Source organism: Alteromonas sp. I10 (genome assembly GCF_003201515.1).
Taxonomy (GTDB): domain Bacteria; phylum Pseudomonadota; class Gammaproteobacteria; order Enterobacterales; family Alteromonadaceae; genus Alteromonas; species Alteromonas macleodii.
Genome location: NZ_QJJN01000002.1, coordinates 205,328 through 228,894, shown reverse-complemented (window position 1 = coordinate 228,894; position 23,567 = coordinate 205,328). Strand labels below are relative to the sequence as shown.

Sequence of the window (23,567 nt, the reverse complement as noted above, 5' to 3'; positions counted from 1 at the left end):
AGTTTATGGCAAAGAACGTATATCAATTTGTCGATGTTGAACGTATCGATCCGCCGAAAAAGCCGATCATGGTACGTAAACAAGAGTTCGCGGAAATTTATCAACCGCTGAGCCAATCTCAAACCGAAGGCCAAGCAGATCGCTGCTTGGACTGCGGTAACCCATACTGTGAATGGAAGTGCCCAGTGCACAACTACATTCCACAATGGTTAAGCTTGGCCAACGAAGGCCGCATTTTAGAAGCTGCGGAACTTTCTCATAAAACCAACAGTTTGCCGGAAGTATGCGGCCGCGTATGTCCGCAGGACAGACTGTGCGAAGGTGCATGTACACTGAATGACGATTTTGGTGCAGTTACTATCGGTAGTATTGAGAAGTACATTACCGATACAGCATTCAAAATGGGCTGGCGCCCAGATATGTCTGACGTAGTATGGACCGACAAGAAAGTGGCGATTGTAGGTGCAGGCCCAGCTGGTCTTGCATGTGCTGATATTCTGGTTCGTAACGGCGTTAAACCTGTTGTTTACGACAAATACGAAGAAATTGGTGGCCTACTTACATTTGGTATCCCGTCTTTTAAATTAGAGAAAGACGTGATCAAGCTACGCCGCCAAATCTTTACCGAGATGGGTGTTGAGTTCGTACTTAACACTGAAATTGGTAAAGACATACAGTTCCAGGATTTGCTTGATAAATACGATGCTGTTTTCTTAGGCATGGGTACGTACAAGTCGATGCAAGGTGGTTTCGATAACGAAGAAGTTGAAGGCGTTCACGAAGCCTTACCTTTCCTTATCGCCAACACCAATCGCGTAATGGGCCTTGAAAAAGATCCTGCTGATTACATTGATATGAAAGGCAAGCGCGTCGTTGTATTAGGTGGTGGTGATACCACCATGGACTGTGTTCGTACGTCAATTCGCCAAGGCGCTGCCCAAGTTACCTGTGCATACCGCCGTGACGAAGAAAGCATGCCAGGCTCTCGCCGCGAAGTTGTTAATGCGAAAGAAGAAGGGGTTGAGTTTAAATTCAATCTTCAGCCGCTAGACATTGCAGTAGATGAAAACGGTAAGGCATGTGGTGTTAAGCTGGTTAAAACCGAAATGGGGCCACCGGATGCCAATGGTCGCCGCCGCCCTGTTGAGGTGGAAGGTTCAGAGCACGTACTAGAAGCAGACGCGGTAATTATCGCCTTCGGCTTCCAGCCCAGCCCTGCGCCATGGTTTGCTGACTTCGGCATTATGCTTGATGAAAAAGGTCGCGTACGCGCGCCATCTGCTGGCAAATTTGCTTACCAGACCTCTCACCCGCAAGTCTTTGCCGGTGGCGATATGGTACGTGGTAGTGACTTGGTTGTTACTGCTATCGACGAAGGCCGTAAAGCCGCAGAAGGGATTATGGACTATATTGGCGTTTAACCTTCGCTAACTAAAGCCTATTGTCCAATCACGAAAAGCTCGATAGTTCTGCTATCGAGCTTTTTTTATTTAAAACTAAAGAGATACGATTTACATTAGATAGAATAATTGAATAAAGAGATGACATCATGAGATTGCGGACAGGGCTACTTTACGGGTTATTTTTAGTTTCCGTTTCATATTGCGCCCAGGCAGAGGAAAGTAACGCACTTACCACTCGCTCGGCTAAAGCAGTGTTCGCAGACTACTTGGAATATCTCACGCTACCCAACGTTGCAACGCAATCAGCAACTGATATAGAAAAGGTTGCGCGTTGGACGGCAACGAAATACAGCGAGTATGGTTTTAATACTCAGCTGCTGGAAAACAACGGCATGCCGATGCTGTATGCTGATTACATGCTAGCTGGGAAAAATGCCCCTACCCTGCTTTTTTATGCACATATGGATGGTCAACCGGTTAACGCTGAGTTGTGGGAACAAGACAGCCCTTGGAAGCCCGTTCTAAAAATCGAAGAAAATGACAGCTGGGTTGAAAAACCACTCTCTTTACTCGATAAAGACTATGACCCTAATTGGCGTATTTTTGCGCGCTCGGCATCTGACGACAAAGCCCCAATAATGATGTTACTAGCAGCCATAAACTCACTTTCGACGAATAAGGTGACGCCATCAGTTAATATCAAAGTGCTCCTTGATTCAAACGAGGAAGGTGGCTCTCCTACCCTCGCAAAAGTGATAGAAAAAAACAAAGCGCAGCTTTCTGCAGATGCCGTAGTAATGTTAGACGGTCCCATGCATCCATCCAACGCTTCTACCGTGGTTTTCGGTCATCGCGGTGCGACACTGGTTAAGCTCACTGTTTTCGGACCAAACTCTGATAGCCATAGTGGGCACTTTGGCAACTACATTCAAAACCCCGCTTTTATGCTCTCAACACTCTTAGCAGGGATGAAAAATGAAAATGGCAAGGTGACTATTCCTAATTATTACGGAGACACTCCTCTGTCAGAAGAAACAAAACAGGTGCTTCGAGACATTCCTATTGATGAAAATGCACTATTGGCACGCCTTGGGGTAACAAAGTCAGAGTCTGTAGGTGGCAACTACTATGAATCCATTAGTCTTCCATCTCTAAATATCAATGGATTGAGCGCTGCAAGCACAACAGCAGTAAGGACAATCATTCCGGCTAGCGCTACAGCGTCCATCGATATTAGAACTACAAAAGAGGCTCACTCGTCCAGACAAGTTAAGCTGTTAAAAGACTATATAACAGCTAAGGGATATCACATTGTGGACGAATTGCCATCAAAAGAAACCCGTCTAAAGCATGAAAAACTCATTCTTATAGAAGTTAGCCCCGGCACTGCAGCACTACAAACGTCCCTCGATGAGCCAGTTGGTCTATGGGCGCAAAAGGCACTAGAATCTGTAAGCGATGAGAAGGTTGTAGTTATTCCAATGATGGGGGGTACTGTTCCAACCGCACCGCTAGTAAACAGTATAGAGAAGCCGGTAATTCTTATTCCATTAGTCAATGCTGATAACAATCAACACGCCCCTAATGAAAACTTACGTATAGGGAACTTTTACAGTGGAACAAATGCGCTGTATCAATTACTGACCACGCCTTATGACCAGTAATAGAGTTGTAGTGATGAAGTGATGCTTTAAACCAAAACCTATACGAAAAACCTCACTAATATACGTTAATAGACCAAGGTTTAGTTGAAGCGCGAGAGTTACGACTCTACTATCGTTTAAGCAATTAAAGACATCGCACATCGGGTGAAGAATCTATCTATGCAGCATTTAAACATTAAGAAACTTACATTTTGTCTAACACTGGCGATAGCAGCGAGCAATGCCAGCTTAGCTGATACCATTGCTGTTGACGCTTCATTAAATGCGCAAGTTAACAACCAAACTAAGAAACAAAGCGTCAACTCTTCACCTAGTAAGCCAAGCATCATGTCTTGCCCTTCTGATTTTCAGCAAATTAAGATTTCTGATGATGCAAGACAATGCCAAGCATTTGACGAAAGCAAGACAGCAGTAATGGTTTACCACTCTCCTCGCTCCCCGAGTGAATTACTGAATGTTTACCAAACGGCGCACCCCGCTTTAAAAACTCACACGCCAGTTAGCGGCCGCACGTTGTTATCCTCAGAAGATAAAGGGGTCAGAGTAATAATCAGCCCAGATAATACTGGCTCTCAAGTGGATATTCTTGTTACATCCACAACGAAATAAGCCCTTTTAGCAAGACAACTACGAAATCTACTCATGTTGGCATCTGCTTTGCAAAATCATCAATAACTACTCCACGGTAACAGTGAGTGTCATTTTTATGACGCTCAAACTGCAAACGGAGCCCAAGCTTTTTTCGATATAAACACTTTAGCGGGCTTCTTTATTACGCATTCCGTGGGCTTTAACTATTGATATTTGCGAGGGTTACGATGGAATTGGCAATTATTCTAATGATGTTACTTATTGTCGTTGCACTGGGTGCCATAAAGTTGTCAGACGGCGGTGTCGCATTTCCATTTAGGCGAAAGCCGCAATTGTTCACCCCCGTTGAGCACTCTTTTTTAAACCTTATCGAACAGGCTATGGGAAGAGAGTTTCGCATAGTGTGCCGTGTGCGTCTTAACGATTTAGTGGCGGTTCGCCAGTCTGCAAATAAAAAGACGGCAAGCCAAGCCATCAGCAGAGCTTCTAGCAGACAGCTCGACTTTGTATTAGTAGATAAACACGACATGAGTCCTGTTCTTGCTATCGACTTAGTTCATAGCCAAGGCAAAGATGGTTATAAATCACAAAAAGACTGGTTTGTAACCGGAGCACTTGATGCTGCCGGCCTTCCTCATGCAAGAATTAAAGTGAAATCTGGTTATACCGTTGAAGATATTCGCGAGTGTTTGGAAAACAAACTCATTCCATATCGCCGTTTACAGCAAAAAATGGCACAGCTGCCAACGCATAATCCAGAGCCACCAAAGCGCCCGACTCGCCCAGTGCGTTCAAGCAGACCAGCTGCAGCTTAAGACATAAGCCCACTTCCCCTGGCCTTTGTTGCTTTGCTATTTTCTTACTCTCAAATAGCGGTAACAGAGGCATTTTTCTGTCAGTTTCTCTATTTTCCTTATACAATTAACGCTTTCAACAGCGTATTCACGCGTTAAATTCCCTCAACACCGTCGGTAAAGTTATGAAAAAAATTGGTATTTTAGGTGCAATGGACGAAGAAGTTGCGCTACTTAAAGCGTCACTTTGGAATGTAAAAGAAACCCAGTGGAAGCACCTGACGTTTTACGAAGGTACACTTAACGACATAGAAGTGGTGCTAGTAAAATGCGGTATTGGTAAAGTGGCTGCAGCAATTGCTACTACTGTACTTATCGAACAGTACGCCCCTGATGCTGTTGTCAATACCGGTTCTGCCGGAGGTTTCGACAAGAATCTAAACATCGGTGATTTAGTGATCGCCAGTCACGTTATTCACCATGATGCCGATTTAACCCATTTTGGCTACAAGCTCGGTCAATGCGCAGGTATGCCTGAAGATTTCCGTTGCGATACAAGGTTAATGGAAGCCGCTCGTAGTGCTGCCACAGGCATTACGTCGCTTCAGTCGACAACAGGTTTAATCTGTACGGGCGATGCGTTTATCGGTAGCGACGAAGCTGTAGCAGAACTGCGTGAAAACTTCCCAGACATGAAAGCGGTTGAGATGGAAGGTGCAGCTATAGGTCAAACTTGCCATATGCTCGACACGCCTTTCCTTGTCATTCGTTCATTGTCGGATATTGCAGGAAAAACGTCGTCAGTGAGCTTTAAAGAGTATCTAGACACTGCCGCTAAACACTCAGCACAATTAGTTATGGCAATGATTAAGGCTCTCGCAAAATAAGATGACAGAGGTAATTAGCGACCCGCAATACCAGTCGCTATTCGTACTTTGGCTGGCTATCGCCGTTGACGCATTATGGCGCTGGCCCCAAAGTACTCATCCATTAACGCTCATGCGCTACCTCGTTCAGCAAATGGGGCGCAAAGTGGTGCCCTCTCGCGAATACGGTAGGTCTCAGCACTATATTTCAGGCTCATTAGCCGCCCTAGTTCTTCTTGCGCCATTGGTAGTATGTGTTGCCATCTTGGTGTACATGGCCCAATACCCCGTATTCTTTGAGGCGATTATTCTTGTCGCACTGCTCGACTACGGTTACCAGCGTCAACAGTACAAAAAAGTGCTGGCGAGTGTGGGAAGAAATAAAAAATCCCTCGCACGTGAAATGGCGCAAACCATTACTGCACGTCAATGCGATTCACTTTCCGATATAGGAATTGCCAAAGCCGCGATAGAATCGCTATGGCTGAAGTTTCTTTATCTTTATTGCGGCGTTATTTTCTACTTTGTAGTGGCAGGCCCCATAGGCGCACTCATTTATCGATTGCTTTTGCTCACATCTTGGCAGTGGCATTACCGAACCCCTGCAATGACTTTCTTTGCCAAACCCGTACGCAATCTTGTTTACTTACTTAATATGCCGCCCGCGGTCATTGGTGGTCTAGCAACACTACTGGTCAGCCATCCTATTAAAGGGTTTCGCGCCATAAAGCGCTCCCCAGTGAAAGATAAAACCTCGCTACTGCTTGCGCTTATGGGCGGTGTGCTTGATATTAAACTCGGCGGCCCAGCAATTTATGCCAACAAGAAGATTCGATACACCCGCGTGGGAGGCGCTAACGAGGTAAAGTACTCTCACATGTTGACAGCCAAAAATACGGTTACTCATGCCATGATTGCGGTTAGCGCCTTCGCATCGTTAGCTATGCTGGCAATGGCCGTAGCCTAATGAAAACAGCAGTTATGATGAAAACCATTTTTTTTGTAATTTTAAGCTATTTACCTCTTCTCACATTTGCTAACTCAGAATCAGATGCCGAGACAAAGCACCTAGCTCATTCAGATCAATTTGCTTCTGCCGATGTTGCACCAAGCTCGGAATCAAGCGCCTTATCAAATTCCGTCGAGCTAAAGATAGTCAGCCTTGCGCCCCACCTTACCGAATGGGCATTTAGTTTGGGCTTAGGCCCTAACCTTGTAGGTGTAAGCGACTATAGCGACTATCCTGACGCCGCGAAAAATATTAAGCGGGTGGCGGATTTTCAAGGTGCCGATATCGCTACCATTGTGGCGTTAGAACCTGATTTAATTCTTGCATGGGATGGAGGCAATAAGCCGCAAGATATCCATAAGCTTTCCTCGATGGGTCTAAACGTATTTAGCAGTAAGGTCGAAAATATCACTGATATAGCCAGCGAAATTAAAAGGCTTGGGGCACTTACAAATACGCAAAAGCAGGCGACCCAGCTCTCCAATGATTTTCTCAACGAACTAGCCGAACTTCGAAGTAAATACGACAAATCCTCGCTTATACCAGTATTTTATTATTCGTGGACTGCTCCACTTATGACCATCGGTCCCAACGCGTGGGGTAACCAACTGCTGAATGTGTGTGGTGCTCAAACATTATTTGCAGACAGTCCTGTAGACTATCCTCAAGTCGCATTAAAAGATGTACTCACTCGCCAACCTCATGCACTCATTGCGGCATCTAAAAGTACGCATTCAGAACTTGAGGTATTCTGGCGTGATCATCGCTCTTTCCTCAAAGCCCCCTTAATTGTTGTGGATCCAGACGTCACCAGTAGGTTTTCATTGCGATTAATAAATGAACTAAAAGTACTCTGTAAAGGTATTAAAGAAAGCGCATAAGCGTTATACTTAAGTCTAGACCTGCTGGGCTGTTTTCAATTGATACACACCGACTTGGCCCAATTTAAGCGCCTTTGTGTAACAGAATAAGAGCAGGTTCTAATCTTCTATAAAAAGGTAAGAGTTTTTATTCATGCGGATTGTTGTTGCGGGTTTTCTAGTTGTTATCAGTGTTGCATTGTTTGTGTCGCTTCAGTGCACAGCGAAAGCGACCGCGCAAGCCTCTGTTGCCGCATCACCATATCTTATCGAGCGAGTTGCGAACAACGACTGGCTCCTTATTGATGTTCGCTCTCCGCAAGAATTCGCCGATGGTCACATTCCTGGCGCAGTAAATATGCCCCATGAAAATATCAATGACTACCTTAGCGAATTAGAAGGCCACAAAAACAAACCTATTATCATTTATTGTCGTTCAGGCAGAAGAGCCAAACTGGCAATGAAAGTATTGGAAGAACTCGATTTTTCTGAAGTCATGCATTTAGAAGGCGATATGTTAGGCTGGAGTGCCGCTGGCATGACAGTTGACCGAATGTAGACTCAATATTCCGCCTTCTCCTTCGTATTAGTCTTTGGCACTAAAGATGTTGTAAGTTCAACCTCTTGGCTGATTACTGTGCGTAACTGAGCCCCTGTGATACACTCTTTTTACTCGACGATTGTATGAAACACCCATGAAAATAGATATTGCTACTCCGGCCATGTTATTTCCGGCGATTTCCTTATTGCTTCTAGCCTATACCAATCGCTTTTTAACGCTTGCAACTATTATCCGAAACTTTTCAAAAGAAGAGAGAGATGAGAATACTCAAGCACAAATAAAAAACCTTCGATTACGTATTCAACTTATTAAGCGAATGCAAATAGCAGGTGTGGGTAGTTTTTTTCTTTGTGTAGTATCCATGCTAGCGATATACCTCACCTATCAACAGGTAGGAAACTGGGTGTTTGCTGCAAGTTTAGTATCACTTCTGTATTCACTATGGATGTCGGTAAGAGAAATATTGATATCAGTTGAAGCCTTGGATGTGCACCTTGACGGGATGAAAAACGCCCCGCGTAAAGAAAAAGTATGAAGCCCACAAATCATTTGAGCCACATAATTCAAAGTGATATCAGCTACGAGTCTCTAGCGCCTGAGTTTTTTGCAGGGGTGATTGCTCTTGGTAATCACGTGCACGGAGATAACTACCTAACCAACGAGCTACTTGCTGATTACTATGCAAAGAGCTTTGTTGGCAATACTAATGCTAGCTGGGTAGCCCTATACAAAAAAAAGGTTGTTGGTTTCAGGCTCACCTTTGCGCGTACGCAATGGGAAGCAGATGAGTGGTGCAGCCCTTCCCTTTGGCCAGTAGATCCAAATACCGTATGCTATTTCAAATGTAATACGGTAGACCCTGCAATGCAGGGCTGTGGAATTGGCAGCAGACTATTAAGTAAATCGATTGAATGTGCGCAAATTCAAGGCGCAGAAGCGGGTTTAGCGCATATTTGGTTGGCAAGCCCTGGCAACAGCGCATTTAAGTACTTCACTAAAAATGGGGGGCAGCTTATCAAGAAACACCCCAATAAATGGCGCTACGCATCTATTCACGAAGGCTACGATTGCCCTGTATGCGAGGGTTATTGCGAGTGTGAAGGTGCGGAAATGCTACTTCAATTTCAAGCCCCATAAGTACGCCAAAGGTAAAAACGTTTTTATTCTATGACCTACGATCCTCTTATTTCACGCGGCGTTTCATCAATGTTACCCGCGGCAAACAGCTACTGGCATGCCACACACAAACCACCAACACTGCCGCCTTTAAACAAGAAGGTAAACACTGAGTACCTCGTCATTGGTGGTGGTTATACCGGTCTTTCAGCTGCCATCACACTTGCTCAAGCGAAACAAGAAGTCACGCTACTTGATGCGAATTCACCGGGATTTGGCTGTGCGGGCCGGAACGGAGGCTTTATCCTCTCGGGTAGCGGCCGATTGAGCTTAAGCGCCATAGAGGACAAGTGGGGTCGTGACATCGCCAAAGCTATGCAGGGCGAGTTTGATGGCGCGGTACACCTGCTTAAACAACGTATTGCAGACTTTGATATGCAGGTCGATTTGGTAGAAGGACCCTATTTAAAACTGGCGCATAACCCAAAGCAAGCCGAACTACTCTGTGCCAGTGCTAAGCATCTTGAGTCACACTTCAACGTAACGAGCTCTCCGCTTAGTGAAAAAGACCTTACTGCGCGCTTTGGTATTGAAGGGGCGTATGGTGGCGTTGAGCTAAAGGGTGCATGCTTACACCCTTTAAAATTAGTAAGCGAATATGCAAGAGTAGCAAAGGAGCTTGGAGCAACGCTTTTTTACGACTCGCCAGCCATTCGCATTGAAAAGCACAAAACCGGATATGTTGTCGCAACACCCAGCGGGTCAGTTTCGGCCAAACACATACTCATTGCTACTAATGCTTATACCCCTAAGCGCTTTCATGACAGCGTAGACAATAAGCAATTTCCTGTTCAGTCGAGCATTTTTGTCACTGCGCCATTGAGTAGCGAACAGCGCGCGAAGTCTGGCCTAACCACGCCAATGAGCTTTATGGATACACGGATGATGAAATACTACTACCGTGTTTTGCCAGATGGCAGATTATTATTCGGCGGTCGTGGTGCCGTAAAAGGTAAAGATGCAGATAACGCGTCAGAGAAACAGCGACTATACCGCGCTATGGTAAAAAGTCTCCCTTCACTTAGCGGTATAGCCATGGATTATTTTTGGAGTGGTTGGGTAAGTGTATCGTTAGACAATATGCCGCGGATTTTCATCGACAATGAGGTAAGCGGCAACAATTTAAACTGCTCTAGCGGTAATATCGGTTACGCCATGGGGTATTGCGGTTCGGGCGTTTCTTTTGCCGCGTTTGCAGGGCAACGACTCGCTCAACGTATGATGGGTAGCAATGACGTCGATTTATCGCTTCCCCTTTATCGTTCTCCTTTGAAAACCTACCCCTTTGCAAAAGCAACAAGGCTAGCACTGCATGGCTTGTACCAATGGGCGAAAATAGCAGAACGCTAGTAATGGTTATAAATTACGATTCACCTTAAAGTTAAGCATTGCATGCTGTCTATAAATTAGGCTATTTTAGGTATCTATTCTTTGACGGAGTCACCTCATGTCATATATCGATGCCTTTGCTGTAGCCGTTCCCACTGAAAATAAAGCGTTATACATTGAGCACGCCAAACTCGCTGGCGATATTTTTAAAGAGTATGGTGCGACTAAAATACTTGAAGCTTGGGGTGACGATGTCCCTGAAGGGGAAGTCACGTCTTTCCCGATGGCTGTTAAAGCCAAAGAAAATGAAACCGTGGTGTTTTCCATTGCATTTTGGCCTTCAAAAGAAGTACGTGATACTGCTTGGAAAAAGGTGATGGAAGATCCAAGAATGCAGGAAAACGAAAACCCCATGCCTTTCGACGGTAAACGCCTTATTTACGGGGGCTTCGTACCAATGCTGGAATTATAAAAGCAAAAAAAAGCCCGCTTAACTAAGCGGGCTTTCAAAAACTATCAGAAAAACATTAGGCTAGCGTAATACGCGCAAACTTGCGTTTACCCACCTGATACACATTTTCACCTTTTTCGGTGATTACTAAGCGGGTGTCTTCCACTTTATCGCCGTTAATTTTAACTGCGCCTTGCTTAATCATGCGCATAGCATCTGAAGTCGAACCTACAAGGTTAGCTTCTTTCAACAAATTACCAATGGCAATACCTTCATCGCTCAATGCAATTTCAAGCTCGGGCATGTCGTCAGGAATAGCGTTTTTCTGGAAACGTTGAATAAAGTCCTGATGCGCGCCTTCTGCCGCTGCGTCGTCATGGAAGCGTGCAATAATTTCTTTCGCCAGCATGATTTTAATATCACGTGGGTTTTCACCGTTAGCAACGCGAGTTTTAAGCTCAGCAATCTCTTCTAGCGGTCGGAAGCTTAGAAGGTCATAGTAACGCCACATCAAATCATCAGAAATAGACATCACTTTACCAAACATATCGTTTGGCGCATCTGTAATACCAATGTAGTTGTTCAAAGACTTAGACATCTTCTGAACGCCGTCTAGACCTTCTAGAAGCGGAACCATTACAATAGATTGCTGCTTTTGGCCTTGCTCTTTTTGAAGCTCACGACCCATTAGCAAGTTAAAGCGCTGATCAGTACCACCTAATTCAACGTCTGACTCTAGCGCAACAGAATCCCAACCTTGCACTAACGGATACAGAAACTCGTGAATAGCAATTGGCTGACCGTTGTTATAACGCTTTTTAAAGTCATCGCGCTCTAGCATACGAGCAACCGTCTGACTTGCAGCAAGTTTGATCATGCCCGCCGCACCAAGGTCGTCCATCCACTCTGAGTTAAAACGTATTTCCGTTTTATCTTCATCAAGGATCTTGAACACCTGTTCTTGATACGTTTTCGCGTTCTCTAATACCTGTTCTTTACTTAAAGGCTTGCGTGTTACATTTTTACCTGTAGGATCGCCAATTAGGCCAGTAAAATCGCCAATAAGAAAAACAACTTTGTGGCCTAGTTGCTGGAATGTACGCAACTTGTTGATCAACACAGTGTGACCAAGATGCAGATCAGGCGCAGTTGGATCAAAACCCGCTTTGATGGTTAGGGTTTTGCCGGATTTTAGTTTTTCAATTAAATCCTCTTCGGGGAGTATTTCATCAACGCCCCGTTTAATCTCAGCTAGCGCTGTTTGCCAATCTTTCATTTGTACGTCACACTCTTAAAAAAACTGTATATTCAATATTGGCGGGCATTTTACGCGTACAACGGAACCATTAAAAGGTTTGCGCGTCAAAAAACGGATTACAAACAGTCATGTTGTTAAACCCAACAGTTTTTAATGTGGGATTAGAGTGCTGAATTATCGTGGACTGTATTCAGTAATCTCAAGAAATAGTCTTCATGATAAGAGCTATTGGGTGTAACAATTTGCGCTAACAATATAATGAGAAAAGTTGCATTTTTAAGCAACGTATGTGAAATAGTGTTGTGCACATAACATTTCTCAGGTGGGCAGTAGTATGAGAAAGAAATTAGACGCTTCTAAAGCGCTAAATTTATTTAAAAAATTACCGAAACAGCACAGAACTGGGTTAGCAGTAGCTAGCTTATTTCTGGGTGGGCTTATTCTTTTTCCAAGTGAACCAGTAGAAGCCAGTCGCCATCAAGAAGCACACATTCTGGATGCGGGTGTCCGCTATCCGGTGGAGCTTCATATTGCGCCGTCAACCAATGTATTTTCTGGTGAAGAAGAATCTTCATGGCAGACGTACAAGGTGCGCAGTGGCGATACATTAGCAAAGCTATTTAAGCGTGCTGGCTTCACTTCGCGTGACGTATATAACGTAACGCAGGCAGGAGAGCTAACAAAAACGCTGGTTACTTTATTGCCCGGCGATGAACTATCGTTTAAAGCGAATAAAGACGGCAGCTTCGGCGAGCTAAAGTACAAATTGTCTTCGACTGAAACCCTGTTTGTACGTCCAGAATCGTCGGATGAGAACAGCGCCTTAACCGCTGAGCTTGAAAAGCGAGATGTAGACATTCGCTACAACTTCGCCCAAGGTGAAATTCACTCAAGCTTTTGGAACGCCGCCAGTGATGCAGGCTTAACCAGCAACCAAATTATGAATTTGGCGGGTATTTTCGGCTGGGATATCGACTTCGCCATTGAGATCCGTTCTGGCGATACGTTCAACGTAGTATTCGAAGAGCAATACATCGACGGTGAATTTGTCGGTTACGGCGACATCGTTGCAGCGGAGTTTACCAACCAAGGCGAGCATTTTAGCGCTATTCTTCACGAAGATGGCACATACTACACGCCTGAAGGGCGCAGTATGCGTAAGAGCTTCCTGCGTGCGCCAGTGAATTTTAGATATGTAAGCTCTAACTTCACAAAAGCTCGCTTCCACCCCGTGCAAAAGCGTTGGAAAGCGCACCGCGGTACAGATTATGTTGCTGCGGTTGGTACGCCAATTATGGCTGCGGGTGACGGTAAGGTAATTAAAGCCGGATACGATAAATATAACGGTCACCATGTTTTCATTCAGCATGGCGAGAAATACACAACCAAATATCTTCACTTTAAAAAGCGTGCAGTGAAAGTGGGAGATACGGTTAAGCAAGGCCAAACCGTGGGCTATTTAGGTAGTTCAGGTATGGTTACTGGCGCCCATCTTCACTATGAGTTTTTAGTGGATGGTGTTCACCGAAACCCACGAACGGTAGAACTACCGAAGGCGCTTCCTATTGCTAAGGAAGAGAAAGAAAGGTTTATGGAAATTGCCGCAATACGCCAAGAGCAGCTAGATAATAACAAGCGCATTATGCTTGCAATGAAATAGCGACGACTAAATGGCAAAATATATTGGCCTGATGTCAGGTACTAGCATGGACGGCGTCGACGCCGTCCTGTGCGACATCTCGCAAACGTCTTGCACCACCCTCGCCGCCCATTCAATTCCTTATTCTGCCGAATTGCTTACTGCACTCAATGCACTTTGTAGTGAAGGCCCTGATGAACTTAACAGTTTGGCCATCGCTGATAGACTGGTTGCTGAAACCTTTGCAAAGGTCACCTTAGCGCTGCTTGAGAAAAACAACCTACATCCTTCGGATATTACGGCTATTGGCTCGCACGGCCAAACCGTACGTCATCATCCGAATTCCGATGTATTGTCAGCACACTTTGCAGAATCATCCATACGCGGCTTCACCTGTCAAATAGGCGATCCTAATACCATCGCTGTTCTTACCGGCATTGATGTTATTGCCGACTTTAGGCGCAAAGATATTGCCCTTGGTGGTCAAGGAGCTCCCTTAGTGCCCGCTTTTCACAATGCAGTATTTGCCAGTGATGATAAACACCGAGCACTCGTTAACATTGGCGGTATAGCAAACGTTTCACTGCTTGCGCCAAAACAAGATGCTTCGCCACCTAAAGGGTTTGATACCGGACCCGGTAACACCTTGATGGATCAGTGGATAAGTCTTCATTTAAATAAAAGCTTTGATAAAGATGGAGCATGGGCTGCGTCAGGGCATTGTCACTCAGGTCTGTTAGACAGGCTCTTACTGGATGATTACTTCGCTTTGCCTGCGCCTAAAAGTACTGGCAGAGAGTATTTCAATATTAATTGGTTAAGCAATGCGCTCGCCGATTACTTCCCTTCTAGTGCAGAGCTGCAAAGCGAAGAAAAGAACAATAATTTAGCCCCTAAAGACGTGCAAGCATCCTTACTTTCGCTAACAGGTAGCACTATCGCTCAGGAAATTGTGAAGCATTTTCCTAAAACAAATAAAGAAGGCGCAAAAAGCGAAGTTATAGTGTGTGGCGGTGGCGCTTTCAATAAAGCATTAATGCATAACTTGAGCAATGCTTTAAGCGATTATGTAGTAACAGACAGCCATGCTCTGGGCATCCATCCACAGCACGTTGAAGGCGCAGCATTTGCGTGGTTTGCACATGCGTATATGAATGATATTCCAGGCAATGTGCCTGCAGTCACAGGGGCTTCGAAAGCCACGGTACTCGGAGCGTTATATAAAAAAGCGTAAGGGCGACAGGCTATCGCCCTCAAACGCTTTATTGGTTCTGTTTATAAAAGCAACGTCACCACCTTAACTTGCCGTAACAAACAAATTCGCCATTACCAATACCAGCGCGTAACCCACGCTATACGCTGCAAGAAGAAGCAACACGAACTTGCCGTATTTGGCGAACGTCAGGCCCTTAACCTTACTCATGGTAACAATACCTGCTGATGAGCCAATAATAAGTAACGAGCCCCCAACGCCTACTGCATACGTGAACGCCATCCACTCAGCTGTCGACATGGCAATGTCCGCTTTTAACAACGCAGCAGTTAATGGCACATTATCTATCATGGAAGACAACACCCCCATCACAAAGTTGGCTCCTGTTGAAGGCATTACGCTATATACATGTAAAAGTGCGCCCAATGCGTCAATGTGATCGAGCATTCCGACAAGCAGCAACACCCCAAGGAAAAACAGAAGCGTGTCGAATTCTATTAGGCGAATATAGTCCAAGATAGGATCATCATATTTTTCTTCTCCCATAAAGGTTGCCACTAAAAACATAACCGCCATACCCGCTAAAAACGAAAGCATAGGTGGAATAGCAAAAAGCACATTGGCAATTAACGTCAGTACAATAGTGGACAGGAATATTCCCGCAATTACGTAATCAACCGGCCTAAGTTCATGGCGTGTTTTTTTTATTTTAACCTCCCCCTTCATACCTATACTCAACAGTAACGCTAGAAATAGTACTGCTGTGAGTGAAGGAATAATAAGTAAGAGCAGCTGAGTTATAGTGACCTTATCATCCAAGAAAATCATAAGAGTGGTGACATCCCCGGTTATTAGCGACACGCCCCCAGAGTTCACCGCAAATACCACTAGCACGGCAAATCGCATGGTTTGGTTAAAGGGCAAACCCAAGGATAAAACCATGGCAATAGACACCAAGGTCGCTGTGATGTTGTCAGCTAGCGAGGAGAAGCAAAAACTAAAAATAGCGGTAAAGAATATGAGTTTTTTGAGGGTTATTTTTTGCGGCATGATAATGTTTAACATGTTTTCAATCATGCCTTTGCGGTTAAGGTAAGCAACGAAAGTCATTGCCGCTACAAGGAATAACCAGAGGGTGGATATTTCGCTTATGTTTTCTATGAGGTGTTCATTGAGCTCTGCTAGGTGAGGGCCCCTATTCGCATCTATGAAAAGAAGGATCCATGCGAATGTTCCGAAAAATAATGTGGTTTTGGCTTTATTCACGTGTAGCACTTCTTCAAATACCACACCCAATAATGCCATTACCGCTATGCCAATGAGCACATAGTCCAGCATACGTTTTACTCCCAAATTGTCAGGGGTGAATTATACGATTGCTGTTCATGCTTTAGCAGGTGTTCTGCGCTATACAAGGGGAAAAATCAGTTATATTCAACATGCACTAAACTGATGAAAATACGGTGAAAAAATGCTGTTAACTAATTGAGTGCATTCCTCAAAAAAGTGGAATACATAACGTATTCAATATACAAAAAAGGCCAGTGATAGAATCACTGGCCCCGTACACGTTTCTGAAGAAATACTACTTAGCTATTCCCATTTCCATCTTTTTAAGGGCATCTGCGTCTATATCGGACTGAGGCTTAGCGCTGCTCTTTTTAGCGCGCATATCGAAGTAGCCGTAGCCACCTACAAGCAAGAAGCAAATAGCTGGAACAATATATGATACAACAACACCTGCGCTATCAATAATGGCGGCTTGGAAGAGCGGCATAATGGCACCGCCGAGAATCGCCATCACAAGACCTGCTGCGCCTAGCTTGGTGTCTTCCCCCAGACCTTCAAGCGCAATGCCGTAAATCGTTGGAAACATGAGTGACAAACAGGCAGAGATAGATACCAATGCGATTACGCCTGCTAAATTAGGAGACTGTGTCATGAAGATACATAGCGCCATGGCAATCAGTGACATGATCATTAGCAGTCTAGCTGGATAGAGGTACTGCATAACCCACGTCATCACGAAGCGAGAAATTAGAAATACAATCATGCTGTATTGTAAAATTTCACCACCACTCACTTCATTGCCACCTGTCGCTTTCATTGCATATTGGATGGTGAAGGTCCACACGCACGTTTGTGCTCCGACATTAAAAAACTGAGCCAATACGCCAAACCGATAATGCTTGTTGGCTACTAACCGCTTAAGCGAAGCGCCCAACTGAACGTCTTCCACACTAGACTCAACCGATTCTTGAATTGGCGCTTTGATCAGGAAGATTGCAACCCAAACCAAAACGAGTACACATGCCATACCTACATAAGGAAGCATTACCGCATCAAGCTCAGCCCCTATCACGTTTTTAAGCTCGCTTACCGACATGGCGGCACGCTCTTGTGCAGATGCCTGATTCAGGTTTGGCAATATAAGTGTTGCAGCCAAAAACACACCTAAATTAGTACCAACGGGATTAAATGCTTGAGCTAGATTTAAACGGCGTGTCGCACTTTTTTGATTTCCCATCGCCATGACGTAAGGGTTCGCCGACGTTTCCAGAATGGATAATCCACCAGCCAATACAAAAAGTGCAGCAAGGAAAAAGCCGTAAGTCATGGTTTGGCTTGCAGGATAAAACAAGAATGCCCCCGCGGCCGCGCAGCCCAGTCCGGTCAATACACCTGTTTTATAAGAGAAGCGCTTGTTGATAAAAGCAGCAGGGATGGCTAAGCAAAAATACGCGCCATAATAGGCAAATTGAACCAATGCCGATTGCAAAGACGACATGGTAAATATTTTACTAAATACCTTTACCAAAGGGTCTGTCATGTTCGCAGCCACACCCCATGCAGCAAAGCAAATCGTTAACAATACAAAGGGAATCAATGTGTCTTTGGAAACCAAAGGGGCGTTGTTTTTCATAAGAACGGCCTTTCGCTTGTAAAAAATTAGTTAACCAATTTAAGCATTGCTCTTTACCCCTGTCAATAAATCAATTTGATTTACTTATTTCAAATTGCGTTAAAAATTAGACTTTATATGTAGACGACCGTTAACAGAAAATGCGTGACTGTTATTAAACGGATAAAACCGCCTTTGAAAATTTCTTAATAGACAATGACATAACCTAGATAGCACCCCTCACTGAACGCTTTCTACTCACCTTGAAATATTGCCATCGCATCTCCCAACTATTAACGAAAAACACACAAATGTAGCAAAAGAAATAAATAAACAAGGTTGATTTAATGATAAAGGTTAGTTAGATTTCGTTCAAAACAAGCATATGTTAACGCGTTGTAACGTTAGCTAACTCTGATTTATCTTGCGTCAACAAGGAGTTAGCAACAAATGCGTAGATGTCATCAGTCACACGCTCATAACAAGCTGCGGTTGATAAACATTTTTAATTGAGAGAATAATGATGAAAACACCTACAGTTACCCGTCGCTTTTCTGGATGTAAGACAGGCTTGCAAACAGCGCTCCTCGCAAGCACCGCCATTGTTGCCGCCACTGCGTCAGCATCACAAAGTAAGTTTCAAGACGCGTTTGACTTTCAAGCAAGTTATACGGGTGAGTCAGCCACCAATATTGACGGTGGTGAACGCAGAGGCAGTGCCTATGCTGGTCAGCTCTTTGTAGGTGGGGAATTAGATTTAAATACGCTAGCGGGCTGGAAAGACACCAAAATCCATATTGCTATGACAAACCGACACGGCAAAAACTTAGCCGAACACTACATTGGGAACAGTACGTCCGTACAAGAAATCTTTGGCGGCCAAAATACCCGTCTTGCACGGTTTACGATTTCTTCCTCGTTTTTAGATGGCGATTTAGAACTAGAAGGTGGCCGTACAGTAGCGAATATCAGTTTTTTAGGCTCTGAACTTTGTCAGTACTTTCAAACCAATGCTGCTTGTGGGAACCCAACCTTTGTATTTAGAACCAGTAACTTTACTTGGTGGCCGGTTTCGAGTTGGGGTGGCCATGCGAAATACTGGCTTTCGCAAAAAACGTACTTTCATACCGGCGTCTATGAAGATAACACCAGTCATCAAGACTTAGGCGATCACGGCTTCGATTGGGCGACTAATGAGGCTACAGGTGTTGTTGTGCCCTTCACTCTGGGATATCAAACTACGTGGGACAATGACGAACTTCCAAGACGCTACGAAATTGGCGGTTGGTACGATGGCGCAGACTACACCGACCCAGTCTTTGATGAGGAGGGCAACTATGCGGCGCAGTCAGGCAATGATTACGCTGTTAGAAACGGTCGTTCGGGTATATTCGCACGTTTTGAACAAACTGTTACTCGTCCTAACCCACTAACGAAAGAAGGGTTAACACTATTCGGAGCCGTGCTAACCGGTACATCGGGCGAGCTGATTGAAGACTACTATATAAAAGCGGGCTTTGTATTGCGAGGCACACTGGCCTCACGCCCTGACGATACTATTGGCTTCGTATTTACCCGTCAACAGTACAGTGACGAAGCGCTAGAGGATCAGCGTATATTAAGAAGCATAAACGGCGGGGTTGGCACACCAGCAAGCAGCCAAACCATGTTAGAGCTAAGTTATGGTTATCAACTCAATGACCACGTAAGAATTCAGCCGAACGTTCACTACATTATCAACCCCGACCAATTCGCACAGCGCGACAGAGTCATGGCACTTGATGATGCAATTGTTCTGGGCCTAAGGTTCGACGTAAACCTAGCGGCTTTGATACTTTAAATCTCCCTGCAATACACTTTACAGCGCCTTCGGGCGCTTTTTTTCAAACCGATGCCATTCCCTGCCGTTGAGTTTAATTAGTTTCAAGGACAACTTTCTACCAATCCAACTTCTCGCTATCTCTGTATTCACTACTATCTTATAGCGTTTTGAGCACCAATACGCTTAGCGCTTCAACATCAATCTATTCTACGTTGAATAAGGAATAAGAATGACAGACTCAGTACTTTTTAGCTCGTTTGATTGGGCAGAGAATACATTGCAAAACCGCATGGTATTAGCCCCTATGACGAGAGGTAGAGCTGGCGCCGACCGCATACCCAGTAAAATTATGGGCGATCACTATGTACAACGCGCAGATGCAGGGCTCATTATTACTGAAGCAACGGCCATTTCAGAAGAAGGCATAGGCTGGGTTGATACCCCTGGAATTTATACCGACAAAATGGTCGAGGGCTGGCGCTCGGTGGTCAATAGAGTGCACGAGGCAGGGGGAAAAATCGTTTTGCAGCTCTGGCATACTGGACGCGCATCACACAGCGATTTCCACAATGGAAATTTGCCCCTGTCTGCATCAGCAATAAAAATTGAAGGGGACGAAATTCACACGCCTAAAGGCAAGAAGCCCTACGAAGTGCCGAAGGCGATGACCTTTGACGATATAAAACGCACAGTGCAAGACTACAAAAAAGCGGCCGTTAACGCCAAGGCAGCCGGATTCGACGGTGTGGAAGTTCATGCTGCAAATGGCTATCTCATCAATCAATTTTTGGATAGCCGCAGCAATCAGCGCACCGATAATTATGGTGGTAGTGTCGATAACCGCTACCGCTTTTTGGACGAGGTGATGGATGCAGTATTGAGCGTGTGGGATAAAGAGTACGTTGGCGTGAGATTATCGCCAAACGGTGTATTTAACGATATGGGGGCCGATGATTTTCGTGAAACCTTTACCTTTGTTGCCCAACAGCTAAACAAATTGGAGATAGGTTATTTACACGTAATGGATGGCTTGGCCTTTGGCTTCCATGAACGAGGCGAAGCCATGACCCTTGCTGAATTTAGAGCACTATTCGACGGTATGATCATTGGAAACTGTGGCTACACCAAAGAAGAAGCCGAGAAACGTTTATCTGATGGCGATGGTGACATGATTGCGTTTGGAAGACCTTGGATCACGAATCCAGATCTTCCGACACGATTTAAGCATAATTACCCTCTCGAGTCCTTTGACGATCCATCATCGTGGTACGGAGGTGGTGTTGAAGGCTACAACGATTTTGAAACCTACCGCGAGAAGAGTGGGAAGGACGCGATGACTTCGCTGACCTGATTGTCTTTGGGCAGAGCCTAGCGCTCTGCCCTTTTCAAAAGCGTTATTTGAAATAACACGATGTGTAATGCTAACGCGTTCTCACTATTTAAATATGGCCTTAGTTGAACGACTTTTTCTTAGCGGCTAATACGGCAAGTTTTTCTAGACACGACATCCACGCGTAGTTGTGCTGATCGCACTCTTGCTTGTTGAGAAAGCCCTGCTGAATGAGCACTAGCCTTACATTACCCTCTTCGGTCTTTTCGAAGTGAATGTCCACTGATGTCATCACCGACTCTTCCATATCATCTTCCCACGCCCAAGAGAACGACAGCTGCTCGTTCGCTAAAATAGTCACGTACTCACCAGTCAATGACATTTCAATACCGCTGGGATCCATCATCTTTATGCGATAGCGACCGCCTTCCTTGAAATCACTCATAATTTGTGTGACCGAACAATCGCCCGGCGCAAACCACTCACTAAGATATTCAGGCTCGTGAAATGCTGCAAAAACAAAGGGCAATGATGCATCTAGCGTTACATCAATTTTAAACTCGTGCATAAGGCTGCCTTAGATATTCTTTGACGTTAAAGATCTGTGTCTATCTTACGTTATAACAAAAGTTAGGCGCTCTAGCGTCATTTACCTTTGCTATAAATAAAAAAATCCCGAGCCCGCGTAAGGAAAGGCCCGGGAGAAGGAGAACATCCTCAATATTTTTTATCGACAGCTCAAAGCAACTTCTTGAGCTAAAAAATGAACCTATGCACCTTTCATCAGTGAATCCATACTGGCCTTGCTGCCAAAGTGTTGTGAACTTACTCTTTCACTTACCGACAAATACAGATTGTCGATGTCGGCATTTGCCATAAACTTCTCACAAAATCCTGGAGCATGAGGCTCGATAAAATGTTTGGCGGCTAGCATAAAGTGGGCAATGAGCTGTTTAACGTTGTCGGTACCCATGGCGATACGCATAGTGGTCAGCTCTATCCCTGCTTTCTTCTGCTCGTCTGAGCTGAGCTCAGAGTGAGAGGTCAGCGCCGGGCATAAAATTATCGTATTATTTTGGCCAATACTCACTTGGTGGCTGAATGCAGGCTCTAGGGCATCGAAGAACCGCACAAATACATCGCGAGGCAGGTTTGCCGGCGCCATATCAACCGTGAATAAAGTACACGGCCAGCCGTGTGTATGCTGCTTTTCACGCAAACCGGCATTACTGTGTTCAGGCAGTGCGTGACAGTTAACACGAATTTGATCGTGGGCATTTAAAAATGCAGTAAACACTTGCGTATTGATGACCTTGGTCATCATGCGCTGCTCTAAGGTCTTCATGCCGTTTAATACGTCAAAGGCCTTTTCAGAGTCTAAGAACGCACCTTTGATGTAGTACACATCCCAAAACATGGTCTGTGACCAATCAACACCATTTGCTGAACTGCCTTTTGGCTGGAACATGCGGTGCCCTTCGCCAATAACTACGCCTGCTGTGGTAGCACCGCTACCACACAAATCTTTAGTGTAGCTGTGGATCACATAGTCAGGTCGTGCAGCTTTGTTTTTATGCTGAAGTGGCTGGTGCAGTACAGGTGTCGCAAGGGTGGAGTCCAACATTACCAACGCATCTTGTGCATGCGCTAATTCACAGATCCCAGGCACATCCAATACGTAACCATGTGGGTTACAAGGCGACTCTAAATACACGTGCATTTTCGCACCATTGCTTAAGCGCGACGCATGTTCAGTTTTAGTTTGCTGCATGAACTCTGCAAAGCTCTTTGCGTCATAACCGTCAAACCACGCAACCTGTATGTCCATTCGATTGCTGCGGGCGAAATAATCATGAAGTAGCTGGTACACTCCGCCGTACACGTTCCTCGAAACAATCAGTACATCGCCATGACTAAGAACATTTGATAAACACGCGTCAATGGCAGCCATGCCCGAGTTGAAGTTCCAGGCTAGATATTCGGCAGCGTAAGGACCCGCTTCCATATCCACAATGGCGTTAGCAAGGGAAATATTCGTTGGGTTCAACAGACGTGAATAAATTTGGTGAGTAAATTCTTTGCCTTGAAACGCGTCGTCGACCCATTCAGTACAGGCATACACATAAGTCGCTGTTCTTACCACCACGGGTGTTGCAGAAAAAAGTGCCGTGACATTGTCGAACAGTGGATAGTGCCCTTGCGAGCCATTGCCACTCGACAAACTTTGGTACGTGGCACGAAATGGGTTTTGCAACGTATCCAGTATCTTCGCAATTTGAAAAGACAGAAACTTTTTAGCGTTGAAATAAGCCAGTCTGTCTTCTTTATCAAGTCCTTGTAGCGTATTACTCGTAATATCCCATAGCTGCATAACGCTTGCTTGAGCACCATATAAGTGATGAGCGGTGTTGGCGAGTGCCCTACCGTAGTCGCTCTCAGCATTTATACCGAAATGAGATAATTGTTCCTCAACTAAAGCCTGCGTTGTTTCGGCTTGGGTCGTGTTACGCTTAGGTGAAAGCACCTTAGCGTGCGTTACATCAACATCTGTTGAGTTTTGGAATTTGTTTTCTGACTGCATAGCGATTCCGTTGCAAATTGACTTCAGGTGCATGTACATGACACCAACACTGTTTACAAAAATGTAAAACTTAAATCACGTTTTTAGAACAATTGGCATTACGATTGTGCAGTCAGA

The 23,567-nt window shown here is 44.9% G+C and carries 21 protein-coding genes; 16 read left to right on the top strand and 5 right to left on the bottom strand.

The features are described from left to right. The first annotated feature begins 5 nt into the window (after window positions 1–5). The 12 genes from BZA03_RS05390 (at window position 6) to BZA03_RS05335 (ending at window position 10,726) form a co-directional block, all read left to right on the top strand. Window positions 6–1,421 (top strand): FAD-dependent oxidoreductase, encoded by a 1,416-nt coding sequence (locus tag BZA03_RS05390; RefSeq protein ID WP_014950544.1) that lies wholly within the window; start codon window positions 6–8, stop codon window positions 1,419–1,421. 128 nt (window positions 1,422–1,549) lie between these two features. Further along, entirely contained in the window at window positions 1,550–3,067 is a 1,518-nt protein-coding gene (locus BZA03_RS05385) for a M20/M25/M40 family metallo-hydrolase (protein ID WP_110288184.1), read from the top strand. A 159-nt stretch (window positions 3,068–3,226) separates the two neighbouring features. Next, window positions 3,227–3,676, top strand: coding sequence for a hypothetical protein (locus BZA03_RS05380; RefSeq protein WP_110288183.1), 450 nt, complete (start codon window positions 3,227–3,229; stop codon window positions 3,674–3,676). 209 nt (window positions 3,677–3,885) lie between these two features. Continuing rightward, on the top strand, window positions 3,886–4,473 hold the full coding sequence (locus tag BZA03_RS05375) for a DUF2726 domain-containing protein (protein ID WP_110288182.1): 588 nt from the start codon (window positions 3,886–3,888) through the stop codon (window positions 4,471–4,473). A 164-nt stretch (window positions 4,474–4,637) separates the two neighbouring features. Further along, the gene (locus BZA03_RS05370; RefSeq protein WP_014950548.1) at window positions 4,638–5,339 is read left to right on the top strand and encodes a 5'-methylthioadenosine/adenosylhomocysteine nucleosidase; all 702 of its coding nucleotides are present in this window, start codon (window positions 4,638–4,640) and stop codon (window positions 5,337–5,339) included. A gap of 1 nt (window position 5,340) precedes the next feature. Next, the gene (locus tag BZA03_RS05365; protein WP_061095782.1) at window positions 5,341–6,285 is read left to right on the top strand and encodes a cobalamin biosynthesis protein; all 945 of its coding nucleotides are present in this window, start codon (window positions 5,341–5,343) and stop codon (window positions 6,283–6,285) included. Next, the gene (locus BZA03_RS05360; RefSeq protein WP_170826515.1) at window positions 6,285–7,208 is read left to right on the top strand and encodes a cobalamin-binding protein; all 924 of its coding nucleotides are present in this window, start codon (window positions 6,285–6,287) and stop codon (window positions 7,206–7,208) included. Before BZA03_RS05365 ends, BZA03_RS05360 begins: the two co-directional genes overlap by 1 nt. Window positions 7,209–7,341: 133 nt before the next feature. Continuing rightward, window positions 7,342–7,746, top strand: coding sequence for a rhodanese-like domain-containing protein (locus BZA03_RS05355; protein WP_014950551.1), 405 nt, complete (start codon window positions 7,342–7,344; stop codon window positions 7,744–7,746). Window positions 7,747–7,882: 136 nt separating this feature from the next. Then, the gene (locus BZA03_RS05350) at window positions 7,883–8,284 is read left to right on the top strand and encodes a DUF2721 domain-containing protein (RefSeq protein WP_014950552.1); all 402 of its coding nucleotides are present in this window, start codon (window positions 7,883–7,885) and stop codon (window positions 8,282–8,284) included. Next, window positions 8,281–8,886 carry an N-acetyltransferase gene (locus BZA03_RS05345; RefSeq protein ID WP_110288181.1) on the top strand — a complete coding sequence of 202 codons (606 nt, stop codon included), beginning with the start codon at window positions 8,281–8,283 and terminating at the stop codon, window positions 8,884–8,886. Before BZA03_RS05350 ends, BZA03_RS05345 begins: the two co-directional genes overlap by 4 nt. Window positions 8,887–8,916: 30 nt before the next feature. Continuing rightward, window positions 8,917–10,275 carry an FAD-dependent oxidoreductase gene (locus BZA03_RS05340; protein WP_110288180.1) on the top strand — a complete coding sequence of 453 codons (1,359 nt, stop codon included), beginning with the start codon at window positions 8,917–8,919 and terminating at the stop codon, window positions 10,273–10,275. A gap of 97 nt (window positions 10,276–10,372) precedes the next feature. Next, window positions 10,373–10,726: a DUF1428 domain-containing protein gene (locus BZA03_RS05335; RefSeq protein WP_014950555.1), complete on the top strand. Its 354-nt coding sequence runs from the start codon at window positions 10,373–10,375 to the stop codon at window positions 10,724–10,726. Window positions 10,727–10,781: 55 nt separating this feature from the next. On the opposite strand, the gene tyrS is transcribed toward BZA03_RS05335, so the two are convergent. Next, window positions 10,782–11,981: a tyrosine--tRNA ligase gene (tyrS, locus tag BZA03_RS05330; protein ID WP_069944833.1), complete on the bottom strand. Its 1,200-nt coding sequence runs from the start codon at window positions 11,979–11,981 to the stop codon at window positions 10,782–10,784. A gap of 316 nt (window positions 11,982–12,297) precedes the next feature. On the opposite strand from tyrS, the gene BZA03_RS05325 reads away from it, so the two are divergent. Both BZA03_RS05325 and BZA03_RS05320 read left to right on the top strand, forming a co-directional pair. Further along, a complete protein-coding gene (locus tag BZA03_RS05325) occupies window positions 12,298–13,623 on the top strand; it encodes an OapA family protein (protein ID WP_014950560.1) in 1,326 nt (441 codons plus the stop codon). Between the two features lie 10 nt (window positions 13,624–13,633). Then, window positions 13,634–14,836, top strand: coding sequence for an anhydro-N-acetylmuramic acid kinase (locus tag BZA03_RS05320; RefSeq protein ID WP_110288179.1), 1,203 nt, complete (start codon window positions 13,634–13,636; stop codon window positions 14,834–14,836). A gap of 63 nt (window positions 14,837–14,899) precedes the next feature. Here the strand turns inward: BZA03_RS05320 and BZA03_RS05315 are convergent, their stop codons facing one another. Together BZA03_RS05315 and fucP are read right to left on the bottom strand one after the other, a co-directional pair. Further along, complete coding sequence (locus BZA03_RS05315; RefSeq protein ID WP_039235284.1) at window positions 14,900–16,153, bottom strand: SLC13 family permease; 1,254 nt, start codon at window positions 16,151–16,153, stop codon at window positions 14,900–14,902. Window positions 16,154–16,400: 247 nt separating this feature from the next. Beyond that, the gene (fucP, locus tag BZA03_RS05310; protein WP_110288178.1) at window positions 16,401–17,738 is read right to left on the bottom strand and encodes an L-fucose:H+ symporter permease; all 1,338 of its coding nucleotides are present in this window, start codon (window positions 17,736–17,738) and stop codon (window positions 16,401–16,403) included. 499 nt (window positions 17,739–18,237) lie between these two features. Here fucP and BZA03_RS05305 point away from each other — a divergent pair, with 499 nt between their 5' ends. Both BZA03_RS05305 and BZA03_RS05300 read left to right on the top strand, forming a co-directional pair. After that, complete coding sequence (locus BZA03_RS05305; RefSeq protein ID WP_110288177.1) at window positions 18,238–19,557, top strand: carbohydrate porin; 1,320 nt, start codon at window positions 18,238–18,240, stop codon at window positions 19,555–19,557. 211 nt (window positions 19,558–19,768) lie between these two features. Then, window positions 19,769–20,890: an alkene reductase gene (locus tag BZA03_RS05300; protein WP_110288176.1), complete on the top strand. Its 1,122-nt coding sequence runs from the start codon at window positions 19,769–19,771 to the stop codon at window positions 20,888–20,890. 100 nt (window positions 20,891–20,990) lie between these two features. Here the strand turns inward: BZA03_RS05300 and BZA03_RS05295 are convergent, their stop codons facing one another. Next, the gene (locus BZA03_RS05295; RefSeq protein ID WP_014950566.1) at window positions 20,991–21,437 is read right to left on the bottom strand and encodes an SRPBCC domain-containing protein; all 447 of its coding nucleotides are present in this window, start codon (window positions 21,435–21,437) and stop codon (window positions 20,991–20,993) included. Between the two features lie 201 nt (window positions 21,438–21,638). After that, window positions 21,639–23,450, bottom strand: coding sequence for a PLP-dependent aspartate aminotransferase family protein (locus BZA03_RS05290; RefSeq protein ID WP_110288175.1), 1,812 nt, complete (start codon window positions 23,448–23,450; stop codon window positions 21,639–21,641). Window positions 23,451–23,567 lie beyond the last annotated feature (117 nt).